The organism is Pseudomonas sp. HP_08 (assembly GCF_055284095.1).
The window spans coordinates 298,810-315,149 of record NZ_JBTOQC010000045.1 but is presented as its reverse complement, the minus strand read 5'-3'; the positions used below and the strand labels follow the sequence as shown (position 1 = coordinate 315,149).

Sequence of the window (16,340 nt, the reverse complement as noted above, 5' to 3'; positions counted from 1 at the left end):
CTTAGCGACGCAGGCGGCTCTGGATGAACGACAGCACGTCAGCGAGGGCGACGGCTTGCGGCTGCGACTCGGTGCGGCTCTTGTACTCGATATTGCCATCGGCCAGGCCGCGATCGCTGACAACGATGCGGTGCGGGATGCCGATCAGTTCCATGTCGGCAAACTTGTTGCCGGGGCTGGTTTTCTTGTCGCGGTCATCGAGCAAGACCTCGAAGCCTGCAGCGGTCAGGTCGCTGTACAGCTTGTCGGTGGCCTCGCGCACGGCGTCGGTTTCGTAGCGCAGCGGTACCAGTGCAATGTGGAACGGCGTCAGGGTGTCGTTCCAGATAATGCCGTTCTCGTCGTTGTTCTGCTCGATGGCTGCGGCGACCACGCGGGACACACCGATACCGTAGCAGCCCATGATCAGGTCGATCGGCTTGCCGTTCTCGCCCAGCACCTGGCACTTCATGGCCTGGCTGTATTTGGTGCCCAGCTGGAAAATGTGCCCGACTTCGATGCCGCGCTTGATTTCCAGTACGCCCTTGCCATCCGGGCTCGGGTCGCCACTGACGACATTGCGCAGGTCGGCCACTTGCGGGGTCGGCAGGTCGCGTTCCCAGTTGACGCCGAAGTAGTGCTTGTCGTCGATGTTGGCGCCGACGCTGAAATCGCTCATCAGTTCGACCGAACGGTCGATGATGCACGGCAGCGGCAGGTTCAACGGACCAAGGGAACCGGCACCGGCGCCAATGGCGTCGCGCAGTTCGGCTTCGCTGGCCATGGTCAGCGGGCTGGCAACCTGTTCAAGCTTGGCGGCCTTGATTTCGTTGAGCTCGTGGTCGCCACGGATGATCAGCGCGATCAGCTTGCCTTCTTCGGCAGCATGTACGACCAGCGTCTTGACGGTTTTTTCGATCGGCAGACCGAAACCTTCGACAAGCTGTGCAATGGTCTTGGCGTTAGGGGTGTCGATCAGGCGCAGTTCTTCGGTTGCAGCCGGGCGGCTGGTTTCCTGTGGAAGTGCTTCGGCCTTCTCGATGTTGGCCGCGTAGTCGGAGCCGTTGCTGAAGACGATATCGTCTTCGCCGGACTCGGCCAGGACGTGGAATTCATGCGAGCCCGCGCCGCCGATCGAGCCATTGTCGGCCTCTACCGGGCGGAAGTTCAGGCCCAGGCGGCTGAACACGTTGCTGTAGGCCAGGTGCATGCGGTCATAGGTTTGCTGCAGTGAAGCCTGGTCGGCGTGGAATGAGTAGGCATCTTTCATGATGAACTCACGGCCACGCATCAGACCGAAGCGCGGACGGATCTCGTCACGGAACTTGGTCTGGATCTGATACATGTTGATCGGCAACTGTTTATAGCTGTTGAGCTCGTTGCGGGCCAGGTCGGTGATGACCTCTTCGTGGGTCGGGCCCAGGCAGAAATCGCGCGAATGGCGGTCGACCAGGCGCATCAGCTCGGGACCGTATTGCTCCCAGCGACCCGACTCTTGCCACAGTTCGGCAGGCTGGATGCCCGGCATGAGAATTTCGAGTGCGCCGGCGGCGTTCATCTCTTCGCGAACGATGGCTTCGACCTTGCGCAGTACGCGCAGGCCCATGGGCAGCCAGGTGTAGAGGCCTGAAGCCAGTTTGCGGATCATGCCGGCACGCAGCAGCAGCTGATGGCTGACCACGACCGCATCCGAAGGAGTTTCTTTCTGTGTGGCGAGCAAAAATTGACTGGTGCGCATGGTTGGCCGTTGTCGGTTGCTTAAGGCTGAAAATGACCGGCATTGTACGGCGCTGTGCCAATCGAGTACAGGGCGCGGCAGTTGTGGATCGGGAAGGTCTATAAATGAACAAGCCCGGCATGAGCCGGGCTTGTGGTGTTGCGTGTGACTGGGCCGCGATTACAGAACCGAAATCGGGTAGTCGATGATCAGGCGGAACTCGTCGATGTTGCCTTCGGCCTGGTCGGTGTTGCCGCGGTGCCAGGCTTGGCGAATGCGGAAAGACAGGTCCTTGGCCGGGCCCGATTGCAGTACGTATTTGGCTTCTACGTTGGTCTCGTGGTGTTTGCCATCGTCGCCATAGCCATAACCGGCGTAAGCGCTGTTGCCAGGCATGTTGGAGCCGTCGATGTCCCAGCCTTTGAGGTAACGAGCCATGAAGCTCAGGCCTGGAACGCCGTATGGCGCCATGTTCAGGTCGTAGCGGGCCTGAACGGATTTCTCGTTCGGACCGTTGAAGTCGGAGTACTGAACCGAGTTGTTCAGGAAGATCGAGTCGCCGCCACGGTTGTTGTCGCCGATACCGATGTAATCGAACGGAGTGTCGCCGTTGATTTTCTGGAAGGCCAGGGTCACGGTGTGGGCGGCCAGGAACGAGTAGGCAACGGAGCCGGAGAAGGCGGTGTTGCTGATCGAGCCGGCTTTGGCGCTGCCTTCGTCAACGGTGCGATACAGGTTGGCGTCGAAGGCCAGGGACTGATCGTCGCTCAGTGGCAGGGCGTAGTTGATGTTGGCGTAGTACTGGTTCCAGACATCTTCGAGGTTGGCTGCATAGAACGCTACGCCGAGGCTGTCGGTGATGGCGTACTTGCCGCCTGCGAAATCGGCAGTCTTGGCCGATACGCCAGCATAGTTGGCCCAGATGTTACCGTTACGGTTGGTTTCATCCTGGCTGGTGCCCGAGTAGTAGTGACCCGCTTCCAGGTCCAGACCTGCGATCTCGCTGCTCTGCAGGCTGATACCGCTGGCGGTCTGCGAGACGAGGCGCGAGCCGCCCACAGCGAATACAGGGCTGGTAGGGAACTGGTCGCCGATTTTCAGCTCGGTTTTCGAAATGCGGAACTTAACAGCGCCACCGGCCTTGCCGAAGCTGTCTTCGTTACGGCCCTGGCTGTCGACCACCAGGTTGCCGGAGCCGGAGTATTTGTCCTGGCCGTCCAGTTTCAGGCCAAAGAAGCCGAAAGCGTCCACACCCACACCCACGGTGCCTTGGGTGTAGCCGGAGCTGTAGGTGGCGAAGAAGCCCTGGGTCCAGTCTTTATCGTCAACCGCGCCGTCTTTCTTGTTGCGGTTGTAATAATAGTTACGTGCCTTGAGGTTCAACGAGCTGCCTTCGACAAAACCCTTGGCCTCGGCCTGGTCGCTGACGAACGGCGCCGCTGTAGCCAATTGGGTGCTGGCTGCTGCTGCAACGGCCAGTGCGATTGCGCTCCACTTCATCACTCTCATCGTGATTGCTCCTTTGGTTTTTAGAAGTTTCTGACCGCTCACCTGTATTTTTATCTGAGCGGTTCTTTCTTTTTATGCTGGCGCAATGTAACTCACGCCGGTCGGGGGAAGCGATAGTCACGACCCCATTATTTTCAGTTTTTTTACGGCTTCTTCGCCGAAAAAGTCCCTTATGTCGTCGAAAATGTCGCTATTAAGCAAATGCATATTCGACCACTGTGTCCAGGAGTAGAGCAAAAGTCTTGCCAGGTTTGAGTCGCTTGGCATCCAAGCAACCAACGCTGCTTTGAGACATGCCAGTGACAAAGCAACAAGCGTGCTCAAAGTTCCTCGAAATGAAAAAAATTTGTGAAAAATGCAGCTTCAACCTTAATAATTGTTTGTAAATGTATGTTTTTTAAGTGAAAAATAATTTTGTATCCGTTGCCCGTGCGGTGGGTGCTTTTCTTCAGGTATCGCCAAGGGCGTTTCACAGATTGTTACCGGGCGTACTCCATTGTGGGTAAATCCCGGAATCCTGGTATGCCAAGTACCCACTTGTGTTTCGTTTTGGTGCGTTTCTGAGCATAGCTGCCTGAATCTGAACGGTCGGGTTATGTTCGATGGCAGGTGATTTGTCACTTTGGTGTGTCTGGGCAGACAGGTTGCGGGGTCTTTGCTGCGAATAAATGACGGTGAGTCCGAATCGGTGCGCGAGCCGACGAAGGAGGGTGCAGGTCGGTGCGTCGGGTTTTTGATATTCTCCCGTTCCTGCGTGGCGTCACTGCATGGCGACGTCTTTTATATTTTCGATCAGGAGTACGGTTGTGTTCGTTCTCGATTCGCGCCTGCAGCAAGACACGTTGCCAGTAGGCGATTTCCCGTTGTGCCGGCTACTGCTGTCCAACGATGCGCAATATCCCTGGTTTATCCTGGTGCCGCGTCGCGCCGATATTACTGAGGTCTTTCAGCTCGATAGCCAGGAGCAAGGGCAGCTGTGGCAGGAAACCACCGCGCTGGCCAGTCTGCTCAAGGATGTTTTTGCGGCCGACAAGCTCAATATTGCGGCGTTGGGTAACGTTGTCAGTCAGTTGCACATGCATGTCATCGTCCGCGCGCGCGATGACGCTGCATGGCCTGCTCCGGTGTGGGGCAAGCAGCCGGCGGTGCCTTACACCGCAGAGCAATACGCGGCCATTATCGAGCGCCTGAAGCCGGTACTGGTGGGTGACTTTCAGTTCGAGGCGTCGTTATGAGTCTTGAATTGCGGGTCGTAGAGCTGGAAAGCCGCCTGGCTTTTCAGGATGACACCATTCAGGTGCTCAATGATGCGCTGGTTGCCCAGCAGCGCAGCCTGGATCGTCTGCAATTGCAGCTGGCGATGGTGATCAAGCGTCAGGAAGAAATGAGTCATCGTGGCGATGGCTTTGAGGATGATGTGCCTCCGCCTCACTATTAATAGAAGAAAGCTGGCAGGTATAAAAAAAGCCGCGATCGATTCGCGGCTTTTTTATGGGGCGCTGACGCAGGTTTAACGGCGTGGCAGTGCTGCAATTACATCCTCGGCCTGCAGGCCCTTGTCGCGGTTCATGACCGAAAACTCAACGCGCTGACCTTCGACCAGAACGCGGTGGCCTTCGCCGCGGATGGCGCGGAAATGCACAAAGATGTCATCGCCCGAATCGCGCGAGATAAAGCCGAAGCCTTTGGAGGCGTTAAACCATTTCACGGTGCCGGTATCGCGATTGCCCAGGTCATGGCTTTGTGGTGCCGGGCTGGGGGAGCGTCGGTACAGTGTGGTGCCCAGGTGCAGGGCCACGGCAATCAGGGCGATGAACAGGGCGACGGCAATGGCAGGTTGCTCGGCAATGGTTTGCAGAGGAACCAGTAAGGCGAGGGTCTGGACGATCACTGCAATGACCAGCAAGGCGCTGGCCAGATTCTGCAGGTTGCGGCGAGGGCCTTTTTTCCAGTGCGGGACGACAGGCGCCAGCAGCAGGTTGAGCAGGCCGAAGAATGCCAGGTACAGGGCCTCGGGTTGAAACAGGTGGGTGGGAAGCGCTTCACTGCGCAGACTGGGTATGAAGGAAAGCAGCAGGGCTGCCGCTCCTGTTACCAGGTGGACGATTTTCAACATGGTAAAAAGCTCACATTAAGATGGATCGCAAGGAAATAGCGGGTAACGCCCGGTACGCTTCTAAAGATGAAGGAGGCGTGCTGCACGAGCGTTGGTCCTGCCTATGCGCTACAGACCGGACGTACGTCATTTGATGACCGGTTCGTGGCGACACGCGGTGTATTTAACAGCAAAGCCATGGGCTACTCAAATCAGCCGTCTTGTGAGCGTTATTCGCAAGGGCCGGGCAGGCAATAAGGCGCTTCAGGCGGTCCTGAATTGCAGCGGGGTGGCTTTCGGAACTCCTGAGGACCCGTTCGCGTCATAGCCGTCGGGTGCTGGCGTCCGGGTGTGCATGCCTTTGTTCTATCGCCTCGATAGTGCTGCATCGCAGGGCGTGTCTTGATAGAGTGGCCCTTGTCGCTATTTTTCATCGTTATTAAAGGAGCGTTAACATGGCAATCGATATTGGTATCAGTGAAGAAGATCGCAAGTCGATCGTCGACGGACTTTCCCATCTGCTGGCCGACACTTATGTGCTGTATCTGAAGACCCATAACTTTCACTGGAACGTCAGTGGGCCGATGTTTCGCACTCTGCACCTGATGTTCGAAGAGCAGTACAACGAGTTGGCGCTGGCGGTAGATGCCATTGCCGAGCGTATTCGCGCACTGGGCTTTCCGGCGCCGGGCACCTATTCGACCTATGCCCGCCTGTCTTCCATCAAGGAAGAAGAAGGTGTGCCGCCTGCGACTGACATGATCAAGAGTCTGGTTCAGGGTCAGGAAGCCGTGGTGCGTACTGCCCGCAGCATTTTCCCTCTGCTGGACAAGGTCAGCGACGAGCCCACCGCCGACCTGCTGACCCAGCGCATGCAGGTACACGAGAAAACGGCGTGGATGCTGCGTTCGCTGCTCGAAGGTCAGTAATCCTGCTGGCGAGTGGCGCGGCTGCGCCACTCGTTACCGCTTCATGTAGGGAAAAGTCGCGTATTTAAATACATATTTAATACCTGACTTGCTGCTCTCTGATATCGCTATTCTCGAATCTCCAATTCCTCGCCTCGTTGTGGTTATGTCCTACAGTCTTTGAGTGTTGGGCTGGCTGGATTAGTTCTCATGTTTCGGGCTTTATAAGGGTGCATTTATTTATTTTTAAATGTTTCTTTAAAAGGTTCGTCGAACTGACTATTCGGAGGTCATCACTGCCATGATTCGAGGTGTTGAACGTGAGGTAAAAGATTCAATTCGCCATGTGACGATTCCCGACGACCCCTTCGTCGAGGGTTTCAACATGACGCTGGCCCAACCCCATTCAAAGTCGGTCAGGCTCAACGGCCTGGCAACCTGCCTGCGGCTGGAAAACGTTTACTGGAACATTCTTACGACCATTGCCCGCTCCAATAACTGCTCGGTCAATGCAGTCCTGTCCTACGTCGACAGAGAGGTTCACCTGCGTTACGGCGGGGTCAAGAACTTCAGCGGCCTGATCCGGGTCGTGTGTGTGGCTCATCTGCTCAAGGAGCAGCCTCAGGCCTGAAGACGGTGCTTCCAATTTTTCATGCGCGATTGCCGGCCGGTGATCGCGTTCGGGTCCTGGTGTCACGGCGCATTGCCAGGGCTGTCCCGGTCGGCACGAGCCTATCTCCCAACGGATAGGGTCGTGCGGCTGCAAGGCTTCGATTAACTCTATATAATCCTCCGTCTTGCCCATGGGCATGGCTCTGCGCGGGCGCTGTGGCTTGAACTGCAAGTCGTTGCTCTTGCACTATTGGGCGCACGCCAGGGGCCAAAGCCGCCACTGAATCTCGAATTACGGAAGTGAATACAACATCATGATGCGCAGCCACTATTGCGGCCAACTGAACGAGAGTCTGGAAGGTCAGGAAGTTACCCTTTGCGGATGGGTCCACCGTCGTCGTGATCACGGTGGTGTGATCTTCCTCGATATCCGTGACCGTGAGGGTATGGCTCAGGTGGTCTTCGATCCGGACCGCGCCGAGACCTTCGCCGCAGCTGACCGCGTGCGCAGTGAATATGTCGTCAAGATCGTCGGCAAGGTGCGTGCCCGCCCGGCTGGCGCCGTCAACCCGAACATGGCCTCCGGCGGCATCGAGGTGCTGGGTTACGAGTTGCAAGTGCTGAACGAGTCCGAGACGCCGCCGTTCCCGCTCAACGAATACTCCGACGTCGGCGAAGAAACCCGCCTGCGTTATCGCTTCATCGACCTGCGTCGTCCGGAAATGGCTGAAAAGCTGCGCCTGCGTTCGCGCATTACCAGCAGCATTCGCCGCTACCTGGACGAAAACGGCTTCCTGGACGTTGAAACGCCGATCCTGACCCGTGCTACCCCGGAAGGCGCCCGCGACTATCTGGTGCCGAGCCGCACACACCCCGGCAGCTTCTTTGCCCTGCCGCAATCGCCGCAGCTGTTCAAGCAGTTGCTGATGGTGGCCGGTTTCGATCGTTACTATCAGATTGCCAAGTGCTTCCGCGACGAAGACCTGCGTGCCGACCGTCAGCCTGAGTTCACCCAGATCGACATCGAAACCAGCTTCCTGGACGAAGACGACATTATCGGCCTGACCGAGAAAATGATCCGTCAGCTGTTCAAGGAAGTGCTGGATGTCGAGTTCGGCGAATTCCCGCACATGCCGTTCGAAGAAGCCATGCGTCGCTATGGCTCGGACAAGCCGGACCTGCGTAACCCGCTGGAGCTGGTCGACGTTGCCGATCAACTGACCGGTGTCGAGTTCAAGGTATTCAGCGGCCCGGCCAACGATCCGAAAGGTCGTGTTGCCGCCCTGCGTGTACCCAATGCTGCGAACATGCCACGCAGCCAGATCGACGACTACACCAAGTTCGTCAGCATCTACGGCGCCAAGGGCCTGGCCTACATCAAGGTCAACGAGCGCGCCAAGGGTGCCGAGGGTCTGCAGTCGCCGATCGTCAAGTTCATCCCTGAAGAAAACCTCAAGGTCATTCTTGATCGCGTAGGTGCAGTGGACGGCGACATCGTGTTCTTCGGTGCCGACAAGTTCAAGATCGTCAGCGAAGCCCTGGGCGCGCTGCGTATCAAACTGGGCAACGACCTCAATCTGCACACGTGCGAGTGGGCACCGATGTGGGTCGTCGATTTCCCGATGTTCGAAGAAAACGACGATGGTTCGTTCTCGGCGCTGCATCACCCCTTCACGGCGCCAAAATGCAGCCCTGAAGAGCTGGAAGCCAACCCGGGCAAGGCGCTGTCGCGTGCCTACGACATGGTCCTCAACGGCACCGAGCTGGGCGGCGGTTCGATTCGTATCCACCGCAAAGAGATGCAGCAGGCGGTGTTCCGTCTTCTGGGTATCAACGAAGACGAGCAGCAAGAGAAGTTCGGCTTCCTGCTCGACGCGCTGAAATTCGGTGCGCCACCGCATGGCGGCCTGGCCTTCGGTCTGGATCGTCTGGTGATGCTGATGACCGGCGCCCAGTCGATTCGTGAAGTGATTGCCTTCCCGAAAACCCAGAGCGCTGCCGATGTCATGACCCAGGCACCGGGTGTTGTCGATGCCAAGGCCCTGCGCGAGCTGCACATTCGTCTGCGCGAGCAGCAAAAGGCCGAGTAAGGCGAGGCGGGGCGCATCGCTGGTGCGCCCCGTGTCATACGCTGATGATCAGGTAATCGAGCCTTTCGCTTGTTTTCATGAGCGAGAGGCGCGTGTGTTTCTGAAAGATTCTGGAGCGAAAAATGGCAGGTCATTCTAAGTGGGCGAACATCAAGCACCGCAAAGAGCGTCAGGATGCCAAGAAAGGCAAGGTCTTCACCAAGTGGATTCGTGAGCTGACCGTTGCGGCCCGTCAGGGTGGCGGCGATCCGGGCTCCAACCCGCGTCTGCGCCTGGCGCTGGACAAGGCGCTGAGTGCCAATATGACCCGCGACACTATCGACCGGGCCGTGGCCCGTGGCGCCGGTGCTACCGATGCTGACGATATGGTCGAGCTGGGTTATGAAGGTTATGGCCCGGGCGGTGTGGCGGTGATGGTCGAAACGATGACCGACAACCGTAACCGTACTGCTGCAGCCGTGCGTCACGCCTTCAGCAAGTGCGGCGGCAACCTGGGTACCGATGGATCGGTGGCTTATCTGTTCGATCGCAAGGGGCAGATTTCCTTTGCCGCAGGCGTCGATGAAGATGCCTTGATCGAAGCGGCCATGGAAGCCGATGCCGACGATGTAGTGACCAATGAAGATGGCTCCATCGACGTGTTCACCTCCTTTGCCGGTTTCTACGCGGTACGCAATGCACTGGAAGCTGCAGGCTTCAAGGGTACCGATGCCGAGATCGTCTTGCTGCCAAGCACCAGCGCCGTGCTGGATCTGGAGCATGCAGAAAAAGTCCTCAAGCTGATCGACATGCTCGAAGACCTTGATGATGTACAGAATGTCTACTCGAACGCTGAAATTCCCGATGAAGTCATGGAGCAGCTAGGCTGATCCGGTCTTCTGCATTTACAGGGCGCCACTGGCGCGCCGGACTGTTGGCACTATGACTCTTATTCTTGGTATCGACCCGGGCTCGCGTATTACCGGCTATGGCGTGGTGCTCGACACCGGTCGCGGTTGTACTTATGTAGCCTCTGGTTGTATCCGCACTGGTGAAGGCGAGTTGCCTGAGCGTCTGCAGATTGTGTTTCGTGGCGTGCGCGAAGTGATCAAGGCCTATGGTCCGGTCACCATGGGCATCGAACGGGTGTTCATGGCACGTAACGCCGATTCGGCACTCAAACTTGGCCAGGCGCGCGGTGCTGCTATTGTGGCGGGGGCCGAAGAGGGCCTGGAAATTGCCGAATACAGCGCCACGCAGGTCAAGCAGGCGGTGGCCGGTACCGGTGGCGCCAACAAGGAGCAGGTGATGATGATGGTCATGCACCTGCTCAAGCTCACCAGCAAGCCACAGATCGATGCCTCCGATGCGTTGGCAATTGCCTTGTGTCATGCCCATACCCGCTCCAGCCTGATGCCTCATGGGTTGAGTGCGGCGCGCAGTCGGCGCGGACGTTTGCGGCTCTGATTTGCAGCATTTGTTCGCATTTTTTTACTTGCTTGCAGCCATGATTTTGTCCACTTTTCCGGTGGGCCAAGGGCAATAGGATCTGACGGTGATTGGACGTTTACGGGGTGCGCTGGTCGAAAAGCAGCCGCCACATCTGGTGCTGGATGTAAATGGCGTCGGTTATGAGCTGGAAGTGCCCATGACCACGTTGTACCGGTTGCCACATGTCGGTGAAAACGTGACGCTGCACACCCATCTGGTCGTGCGTGAAGATGCGCACCTGCTCTATGGCTTCTTTGAAAAGCGTGAGCGTGAACTGTTTCGCGAGCTGATTCGCCTCAATGGCGTCGGCCCCAAGCTGGCCCTGGCGTTGATGTCGGGGCTTGAGGTCGACGAGCTGGTGCGTTGCGTCCAGGCTCAGGACACCTCTGCGCTGACCCGCATTCCAGGGGTGGGCAAGAAAACCGCCGAGCGGTTGCTGGTCGAGCTCAAGGATCGTTTCAAGGCCTGGGAAGCGCTGCCGGGCACCTTTGCCCTGGTCTCCAATGGGCCTGGTTCGCTTGAGCCTGCTGCCTCCGAAGAGGCCGATGCGGTCAGTGCGCTGATCGCTCTGGGCTACAAACCTCAGGAGGCGAGCAAAGCCGTCTCCGCTATCAAGGATAAAAACTTGAGCAGTGCCGATCTGATTCGCCGTGCCTTGAAGGGGATGGGTTAAGTGATAGACGCCGACCGCCTGATAAGTGCTGCGGGTAGCCGCGATCGCGAAGAGCAGATCGATCGCGCCATTCGCCCCTTGAGTCTTGCCGACTATATAGGCCAGCCGACCGTGCGCGAGCAGATGGAGTTGTTCATCCAGGCTGCCCGTGGGCGCAACGAATCACTGGACCATACGTTGATTTTCGGGCCGCCAGGGCTGGGCAAGACGACGCTGGCCAACATCATCGCCCAGGAAATGGGCGTTTCGATCAAGAGCACCTCGGGGCCTGTTCTGGAGCGTCCGGGTGATCTGGCCGCGATCCTGACCAACCTCGAACCCAATGATGTGCTGTTCATCGACGAGATTCACAGGCTTTCGCCTATTGTCGAAGAAGTGCTGTACCCGGCGATGGAGGACTTCCAGCTCGACATCATGATCGGTGAGGGCCCGGCGGCCCGTTCGATCAAGCTGGATTTGCCGCCGTTCACTCTGGTGGGTGCAACGACGCGCGCCGGGATGCTCACCAATCCATTGCGTGATCGTTTCGGGATTGTTCAGCGTCTGGAGTTCTACAATATTGCCGACCTGTCGACCATCGTGTCGCGCTCGGCCGGCATTCTCGGACTGACCATCGAGCCTGAGGGCGCCTTTGAGGTGGCCCGTCGCGCGCGTGGTACGCCGCGTATCGCCAACCGCCTGTTGCGCCGGGTGCGCGATTTCGCCGAGGTACGTGGCAATGGCGAGATCTCCCGGCAGACCGCTGACAAGGCCTTGAACCTGCTGGATGTCGACGAACACGGTTTCGATCACCAGGACCGGCGTTTGCTGCTGACCATGATCGAGAAGTTCGATGGCGGCCCGGTTGGCATCGACAACCTGGCAGCGGCCATCAGTGAAGAACGTCATACCATTGAAGATGTGCTGGAGCCGTACCTGATCCAGCAGGGCTACATCATGCGTACGCCGCGCGGACGGGTGGTGACCCGGCATGCCTACCTGCATTTCGGCCTGAACATTCCTTCACGGATGGGCGATATGCCAGTTACTGGGGAACCAGTCGATGATCCTGTCGACTAATGGCATCGGGGCGCCGTTCAAAAGCGTCGTGTTTTGCAAAACGTTGAAAAACAGTTGTATCACCTGATTGGCAACCCGAGGAGTAAGCACTAGAGTATGCGCGCGCAAAACGGGGTTCAGTCGTTCGCACATCTGTGTCGCGTCTATTACGAGGACACGGATGCCGGCGGCGTCGTCTACTACGTCAATTATCTGAAATTCATGGAACGGGCTCGCACCGAGCGGCTGCGGCAACTGGGGTTTCTCCAGTCCCGGCTGGCCGATGAGAACCTGTTGTTTGTCGTGCATTCCAGCGAAGCGCGTTATCACAAGCCGGCACGGCTCGATGACGAGTTGTCGGTCAGTGCGCAGGTCATCGAATTGAACCGCGCCAGCCTGCGTTTTCGTCAGCAGGTCAGGCGGGTAACGGATGCAACACTGCTCTGTGAAGGGCAGTTTCTGGTGGCGTGTGTAAGCGCCGATAGTTTCAAACCCCGGGCCATTCCCCAGGCACTGCGCGCGGCCTTTGCCGATGATCAGTGCGACACGGGCACCTATTCGGATTCAGAGCAGGAGATACAGCGTGGAAGCTAACGTCGTCGACCATACCTCCATGTGGAGTTTGGTCAGCAATGCCAGCATTGTCGTTCAGTTGGTGATGCTGAGCCTGGTGGCGGCCTCGGTCGCCTCCTGGGTCATGATTTTTCAGCGTAGCAATATGATTCGTGCCGGTCGCCGGGCACTGGACAGCTTCGAGGAGCGCTTCTGGTCGGGTATCGACCTGTCCAAGCTCTACCGCCAGGCTGGCAGCAGCCCGGACCCGGATTCGGGTGTCGAGCAGATCTTTCGGGCCGGCTTCAAGGAGTTTTCCCGCCTGCGCCAGCAAGCCGGTGTCGACCCCGATGCGGTGATGGAAGGTGTGGCGCGTGCCATGCGCGTGGCCATCTCGCGTGAAGAAGAGAAGCTCGAAACCGGCCTGTCGTTTCTGGCCACTGTCGGCTCGACCAGCCCCTACGTCGGTCTGTTCGGTACGGTATGGGGCATCATGAACTCCTTCCGTGGTCTTGCCACTGCACAACAGGCCACTCTGGCCACCGTTGCGCCGGGTATTGCCGAAGCATTGATCGCGACAGCCATCGGCCTGTTCGCCGCGATCCCGGCCGTAATGGCCTATAACCGCTTCGCCGCCCGTACCGAGACCCTGATCAATCGCTACTACACCTTTGCCGATGAATTCCAGGCCATCCTGCACCGCAAAGTGCACACCAGCGAAGAATGAGGCGCTAATTCCCCATGGCTTTGATCGCTCGAGATCGTCGCAAAAAACGCAGGCCGGTCGCCGAAATGAACGTGGTGCCTTACATCGACGTGATGTTGGTATTGCTGGTCATCTTCATGGTGACAGCCCCCATGATCAACCAGGGCGTAAAGGTCGATCTGCCCAAGGTCTCCAGTGAGGCCTTGCCGCAGGACAACAACAATCAGGTCCTGACCATTTCGATCAAGGCCGACAAGACGTATTACTGGAACCTGGGTAGCGAAGTCGACACCGACAAGCAGATGGACAAGGCCATGACCTTGCCGCAACTGACCAGCGCCGTGACCAAGATCGTTGCTTCCGGGCGTGATGCCGGCAAGCAGACTCAGGTGTTCATCCGTGGTGACAAGGCGGTCGACTACGGCTCGGTCATGGTCACCATGGGCGGGCTGCAGAAAGCCGGGATTGCCAACGTCGGCTTGATTACCGAGGCGCCCTGATGCAGCCAATTCGAGAGCCGTCCGCCTCGGAGAATTACTTCTGGCCTACTGTCTGGGCCGTGGCTTTGCACATCCTGATTTTTGGCACGCTTTTCGTCAGTTTTGCCATGACCCCCGAGTTGCCTGAGGCCAAGCCGGTGGTTCAGGCTACGCTGTATCAGCTCAAGTCCAAAAGTCAGGCAACGACCCAGACCAACCAGAAGATTGCAGGTGAGGCGAAGAAAACTGCTGCGCGGCAGAGTGAAGCCGAACAGCTGGAACAGAAAAAGATCGAGCAGGAAGCTATAAAGGCTGCGGAACAAAAGAAAGCTGACGCCGCTCAAAAAGCCGAGGATCAAAAGGCTGCCGAAGAGGCCAGGAAAGCCGCCGAGCAGAAGGAAGCCCAGGAAAAGGCTGCCGAACAAAAAGCCGAGCAAAAGGCCGAGGAGGCCAAGAAGGCCGCCGACGAAGCCAAGAAGGCTGCTGCCGAAGAAGCCAAGAAAACCGCTGATGCCAAAAAGGCAGAAGAGAAACAATTGGCTGATATAGCCAAGAAGAAGGCTGAAGAAGAGGCGAAGAAAAAAGCCGAAGAAGAGGCCAAGAAGGCCGCTGCCGAGGACGCCAAGAAAGCCGCTGCTGAAGAAGCCAAGAAGAAGGCTGCCGACGAGGCCAAGAAAAAGGCCGCCGAAGACGCCAAGAAACAGGCTGCCGAGGACGCTAAGAAAAAAGCGGCTGAAGACGCGAAGAAGAAGGCCACCGCCGATGCGGCTGCCAAAAAGGCTCAGGACGCTGCACGCAAGGCTGCCGAAGACAAGAAGGCGCAGGCATTGGCCGATTTGCTCTCCGACAAGCCAGAACGGCAACAGGCCCTGGCCGATGAGGTAGGTAATGAAACGGCTGGCAGCTTCGATGACCTGATTCGTCTGCGTGCTTCCGAAGGCTGGGCTCGTCCGCCGTCGGCTCGCAAGGGAATGGCCGTGGTCTTGCAGATCGGCATGTTGCCTGACGGCACCGTGACGTCGGTCAAGATTCTCAAGGCCAGTGGTGATGGTCCGTTCGACAGTTCAGCGGTAGCAGCGGTCAAGAATATTGGTCGTTTGACAGAGATGCAGGGGCTCAAGCCAGCAGAGTTCGCGCCCTATCGTTCATTCAAGATGACATTCACACCTGAGGATCTAGCCTTGTGATTAACCTTCTTCGAGGACTGCTTGTAGTTCTTTGCTGTGCGGCAGGATTAGCTGTCGCAGAAGAAAAGAACATTATGGTCACCAGCGGAAGTGACCGTGCCACGCCGATCGCCGTTGTGCCGTTCGGCTGGCAGGGCGGTAACGTCCTGCCCGACGACATGGCCGAAATCATCGGCAACGACCTGCGCAACTCGGGTTACTACACACCGGTTCCGCGTCAGAACATGATCAGCCTGCCGGTTCAGGCGAGCGAAGTCATTTTCCGTGACTGGAAAGCGCTGGGTACGCAGTACGTGATGGTGGGTAACATCGTCCCGTCCGGCGGCCGTCTGCAAGTGCAATATGCGCTGTTCAACGTGGCCACCGAACAGCAGGTGTATGCCGGCAGCGTTTCGGGTACCACTGACCAGCTGCGCGACATGTCGCACTATATTGCCGACCAGTCGTTCGAAAAGCTGACCGGCATCAAGGGCGCCTTTTCGACCCGCATGCTATACGTGACCGCCGAACGTTTCTCGGAAGCCAATACGCGCTACACCCTGCAGCGTTCGGACTACGACGGTGCGCGTGCAGTGACCCTGCTGCAATCGCGTGAGCCGATCCTGTCGCCGCGTTTCGCACCCGACGGCAAGCGTATTGCCTATGTGTCGTTCGAACAGAAGCGTCCGCGCATCTTCGTTCAGCACATCGACACCGGTCGCCGTGAGCAGATCACCAACTTCGAAGGCCTTAACGGTGCGCCTGCATGGTCGCCGGACGGCAGCCGCCTGGCATTTGTGCTGTCCAAGGACGGTAACCCGGAAATTTATGTGATGAATCTGGCGAGCCGCCAGATCACTCGCGTGACCAATGATTCTTCGATCGATACCGAGCCGTTCTTCGGCAAGGATGGCTCGACGATCTACTTCACGTCCGACCGCGGCGGCAAGCCACAGATCTATAAAACCAGTGTTTCCGGTGGTGGCGCACAGCGTGTAACCTTCGTTGGCAACTATAATGCCAACCCGAAACTGTCGGCTGACGAGAAGACCCTGGTGATGATTCACCGCCAGGAAGGCTTCACCAATTTCAAAGTGGCTGCTCAGGATCTGGCTCGTGGGAGTGTAAAAATCCTCACAGACAGTAACCTTGATGAGTCACCTACTGTTGCGCCCAACGGCACCATGGTAATCTACGCCACCCGCCAGCAGGGCCGGGGAGTCTTGATGCTCGTGTCCATTAATGGACGCGTAAGGCTCCCGCTTCCTACCGCTCAAGGCGAAGTCAGAGAACCGTCCTGGTCCCCTTACCTGAACTGACGCGGCGCTACAAAGTTTTTGCTTAAC

At 57.8% G+C, this 16,340-nt stretch carries 17 protein-coding genes and 1 pseudogene; 14 read left to right on the top strand and 4 right to left on the bottom strand.

Annotated features, from left to right (window positions below; translation table 11 throughout):
- Window position 1 precedes the first annotated feature (1 nt).
- Window positions 2-1,717: a proline--tRNA ligase gene (locus tag ACYAS9_RS25880; RefSeq protein ID WP_463571281.1), complete on the bottom strand. Its 1,716-nt coding sequence runs from the start codon at window positions 1,715-1,717 to the stop codon at window positions 2-4.
- 159 nt (window positions 1,718-1,876) lie between these two features.
- Complete coding sequence (locus ACYAS9_RS25875; RefSeq protein ID WP_463571280.1) at window positions 1,877-3,205, bottom strand: OprD family porin; 1,329 nt, start codon at window positions 3,203-3,205, stop codon at window positions 1,877-1,879.
- 806 nt (window positions 3,206-4,011) lie between these two features.
- Between ACYAS9_RS25875 and ACYAS9_RS25870 the strand changes: the two genes are divergently transcribed.
- Together ACYAS9_RS25870 and ACYAS9_RS25865 are read left to right on the top strand one after the other, a co-directional pair.
- Window positions 4,012-4,440 (top strand): HIT family protein, encoded by a 429-nt coding sequence (locus ACYAS9_RS25870; RefSeq protein ID WP_463571279.1) that lies wholly within the window; start codon window positions 4,012-4,014, stop codon window positions 4,438-4,440.
- Window positions 4,437-4,643 carry a SlyX family protein gene (locus ACYAS9_RS25865; protein WP_459748536.1) on the top strand — a complete coding sequence of 69 codons (207 nt, stop codon included), beginning with the start codon at window positions 4,437-4,439 and terminating at the stop codon, window positions 4,641-4,643. The genes ACYAS9_RS25870 and ACYAS9_RS25865 overlap by 4 nt, the downstream gene beginning before the upstream one ends.
- Before the next feature lie 72 nt (window positions 4,644-4,715).
- On the opposite strand, the gene ACYAS9_RS25860 is transcribed toward ACYAS9_RS25865, so the two are convergent.
- Together ACYAS9_RS25860 and ACYAS9_RS25855 are read right to left on the bottom strand one after the other, a co-directional pair.
- Window positions 4,716-4,937, bottom strand: coding sequence for a cold-shock protein (locus tag ACYAS9_RS25860; RefSeq protein ID WP_080544372.1), 222 nt, complete (start codon window positions 4,935-4,937; stop codon window positions 4,716-4,718).
- Between the two features lie 108 nt (window positions 4,938-5,045).
- Window positions 5,046-5,321: pseudogene (locus ACYAS9_RS25855) on the bottom strand (cold shock domain-containing protein membrane protein); the annotation flags it as partial.
- A gap of 434 nt (window positions 5,322-5,755) precedes the next feature.
- On the opposite strand from ACYAS9_RS25855, the gene ACYAS9_RS25850 reads away from it, so the two are divergent.
- The 12 genes from ACYAS9_RS25850 to tolB all read left to right on the top strand — a co-directional run bounded on the left by ACYAS9_RS25850 (window position 5,756) and on the right by tolB (window position 16,313).
- Window positions 5,756-6,229: a Dps family protein gene (locus ACYAS9_RS25850; RefSeq protein ID WP_463571278.1), complete on the top strand. Its 474-nt coding sequence runs from the start codon at window positions 5,756-5,758 to the stop codon at window positions 6,227-6,229.
- Window positions 6,230-6,509: 280 nt separating this feature from the next.
- Window positions 6,510-6,839 (top strand): ribbon-helix-helix domain-containing protein, encoded by a 330-nt coding sequence (locus tag ACYAS9_RS25845; RefSeq protein WP_463571277.1) that lies wholly within the window; start codon window positions 6,510-6,512, stop codon window positions 6,837-6,839.
- Window positions 6,840-7,134: 295 nt separating this feature from the next.
- On the top strand, window positions 7,135-8,910 hold the full coding sequence (gene aspS, locus ACYAS9_RS25840) for an aspartate--tRNA ligase (RefSeq protein WP_463571276.1): 1,776 nt from the start codon (window positions 7,135-7,137) through the stop codon (window positions 8,908-8,910).
- 122 nt (window positions 8,911-9,032) lie between these two features.
- Entirely contained in the window at window positions 9,033-9,779 is a 747-nt protein-coding gene (locus ACYAS9_RS25835; protein WP_463571275.1) for a YebC/PmpR family DNA-binding transcriptional regulator, read from the top strand.
- A gap of 52 nt (window positions 9,780-9,831) precedes the next feature.
- Window positions 9,832-10,356 (top strand): crossover junction endodeoxyribonuclease RuvC, encoded by a 525-nt coding sequence (gene ruvC / locus ACYAS9_RS25830; protein WP_463571274.1) that lies wholly within the window; start codon window positions 9,832-9,834, stop codon window positions 10,354-10,356.
- Window positions 10,357-10,444: 88 nt separating this feature from the next.
- Window positions 10,445-11,053: a Holliday junction branch migration protein RuvA gene (gene ruvA, locus ACYAS9_RS25825; protein ID WP_463571273.1), complete on the top strand. Its 609-nt coding sequence runs from the start codon at window positions 10,445-10,447 to the stop codon at window positions 11,051-11,053.
- A complete protein-coding gene (ruvB, locus tag ACYAS9_RS25820) occupies window positions 11,054-12,112 on the top strand; it encodes a Holliday junction branch migration DNA helicase RuvB (RefSeq protein ID WP_463571272.1) in 1,059 nt (352 codons plus the stop codon).
- A gap of 96 nt (window positions 12,113-12,208) precedes the next feature.
- Window positions 12,209-12,685 carry a tol-pal system-associated acyl-CoA thioesterase gene (ybgC, locus tag ACYAS9_RS25815; protein WP_459748544.1) on the top strand — a complete coding sequence of 159 codons (477 nt, stop codon included), beginning with the start codon at window positions 12,209-12,211 and terminating at the stop codon, window positions 12,683-12,685.
- Entirely contained in the window at window positions 12,675-13,370 is a 696-nt protein-coding gene (gene tolQ, locus ACYAS9_RS25810) for a protein TolQ (RefSeq protein ID WP_463571271.1), read from the top strand. The genes ybgC and tolQ overlap by 11 nt, the downstream gene beginning before the upstream one ends.
- 14 nt (window positions 13,371-13,384) lie before the next feature.
- Complete coding sequence (tolR, locus tag ACYAS9_RS25805; RefSeq protein WP_056835064.1) at window positions 13,385-13,849, top strand: protein TolR; 465 nt, start codon at window positions 13,385-13,387, stop codon at window positions 13,847-13,849.
- The gene (gene tolA / locus ACYAS9_RS25800) at window positions 13,849-15,015 is read left to right on the top strand and encodes a cell envelope integrity protein TolA (protein ID WP_463571270.1); all 1,167 of its coding nucleotides are present in this window, start codon (window positions 13,849-13,851) and stop codon (window positions 15,013-15,015) included. Before tolR ends, tolA begins: the two co-directional genes overlap by 1 nt.
- The gene (gene tolB / locus ACYAS9_RS25795) at window positions 15,012-16,313 is read left to right on the top strand and encodes a Tol-Pal system beta propeller repeat protein TolB (RefSeq protein ID WP_463571269.1); all 1,302 of its coding nucleotides are present in this window, start codon (window positions 15,012-15,014) and stop codon (window positions 16,311-16,313) included. Before tolA ends, tolB begins: the two co-directional genes overlap by 4 nt.
- Window positions 16,314-16,340 lie beyond the last annotated feature (27 nt).

Bases quoted from the DNA above. Each gene is read 5' to 3' on its own strand.
- ACYAS9_RS25880 (WP_463571281.1), bottom strand. From the start codon at position 1,717: ATGCGCACCAGTCAATTTTTGCTCGCCACACAGAAAGAAACTCCTTCG.
- ACYAS9_RS25875 (WP_463571280.1), bottom strand. From the start codon at position 3,205: ATGAGAGTGATGAAGTGGAGCGCAATCGCACTGGCCGTTGCAGCAGCA.
- ACYAS9_RS25865 (WP_459748536.1), top strand. From the start codon at position 4,437: ATGAGTCTTGAATTGCGGGTCGTAGAGCTGGAAAGCCGCCTGGCTTTT.
- ACYAS9_RS25850 (WP_463571278.1), top strand. From the start codon at position 5,756: ATGGCAATCGATATTGGTATCAGTGAAGAAGATCGCAAGTCGATCGTC.
- ACYAS9_RS25845 (WP_463571277.1), top strand. From the start codon at position 6,510: ATGATTCGAGGTGTTGAACGTGAGGTAAAAGATTCAATTCGCCATGTG.
- aspS (WP_463571276.1), top strand. From the start codon at position 7,135: ATGATGCGCAGCCACTATTGCGGCCAACTGAACGAGAGTCTGGAAGGT.
- ACYAS9_RS25835 (WP_463571275.1), top strand. From the start codon at position 9,033: ATGGCAGGTCATTCTAAGTGGGCGAACATCAAGCACCGCAAAGAGCGT.
- ruvC (WP_463571274.1), top strand. From the start codon at position 9,832: ATGACTCTTATTCTTGGTATCGACCCGGGCTCGCGTATTACCGGCTAT.
- ybgC (WP_459748544.1), top strand. From the start codon at position 12,209: ATGCGCGCGCAAAACGGGGTTCAGTCGTTCGCACATCTGTGTCGCGTC.
- tolR (WP_056835064.1), top strand. From the start codon at position 13,385: ATGGCTTTGATCGCTCGAGATCGTCGCAAAAAACGCAGGCCGGTCGCC.
- tolA (WP_463571270.1), top strand. From the start codon at position 13,849: ATGCAGCCAATTCGAGAGCCGTCCGCCTCGGAGAATTACTTCTGGCCT.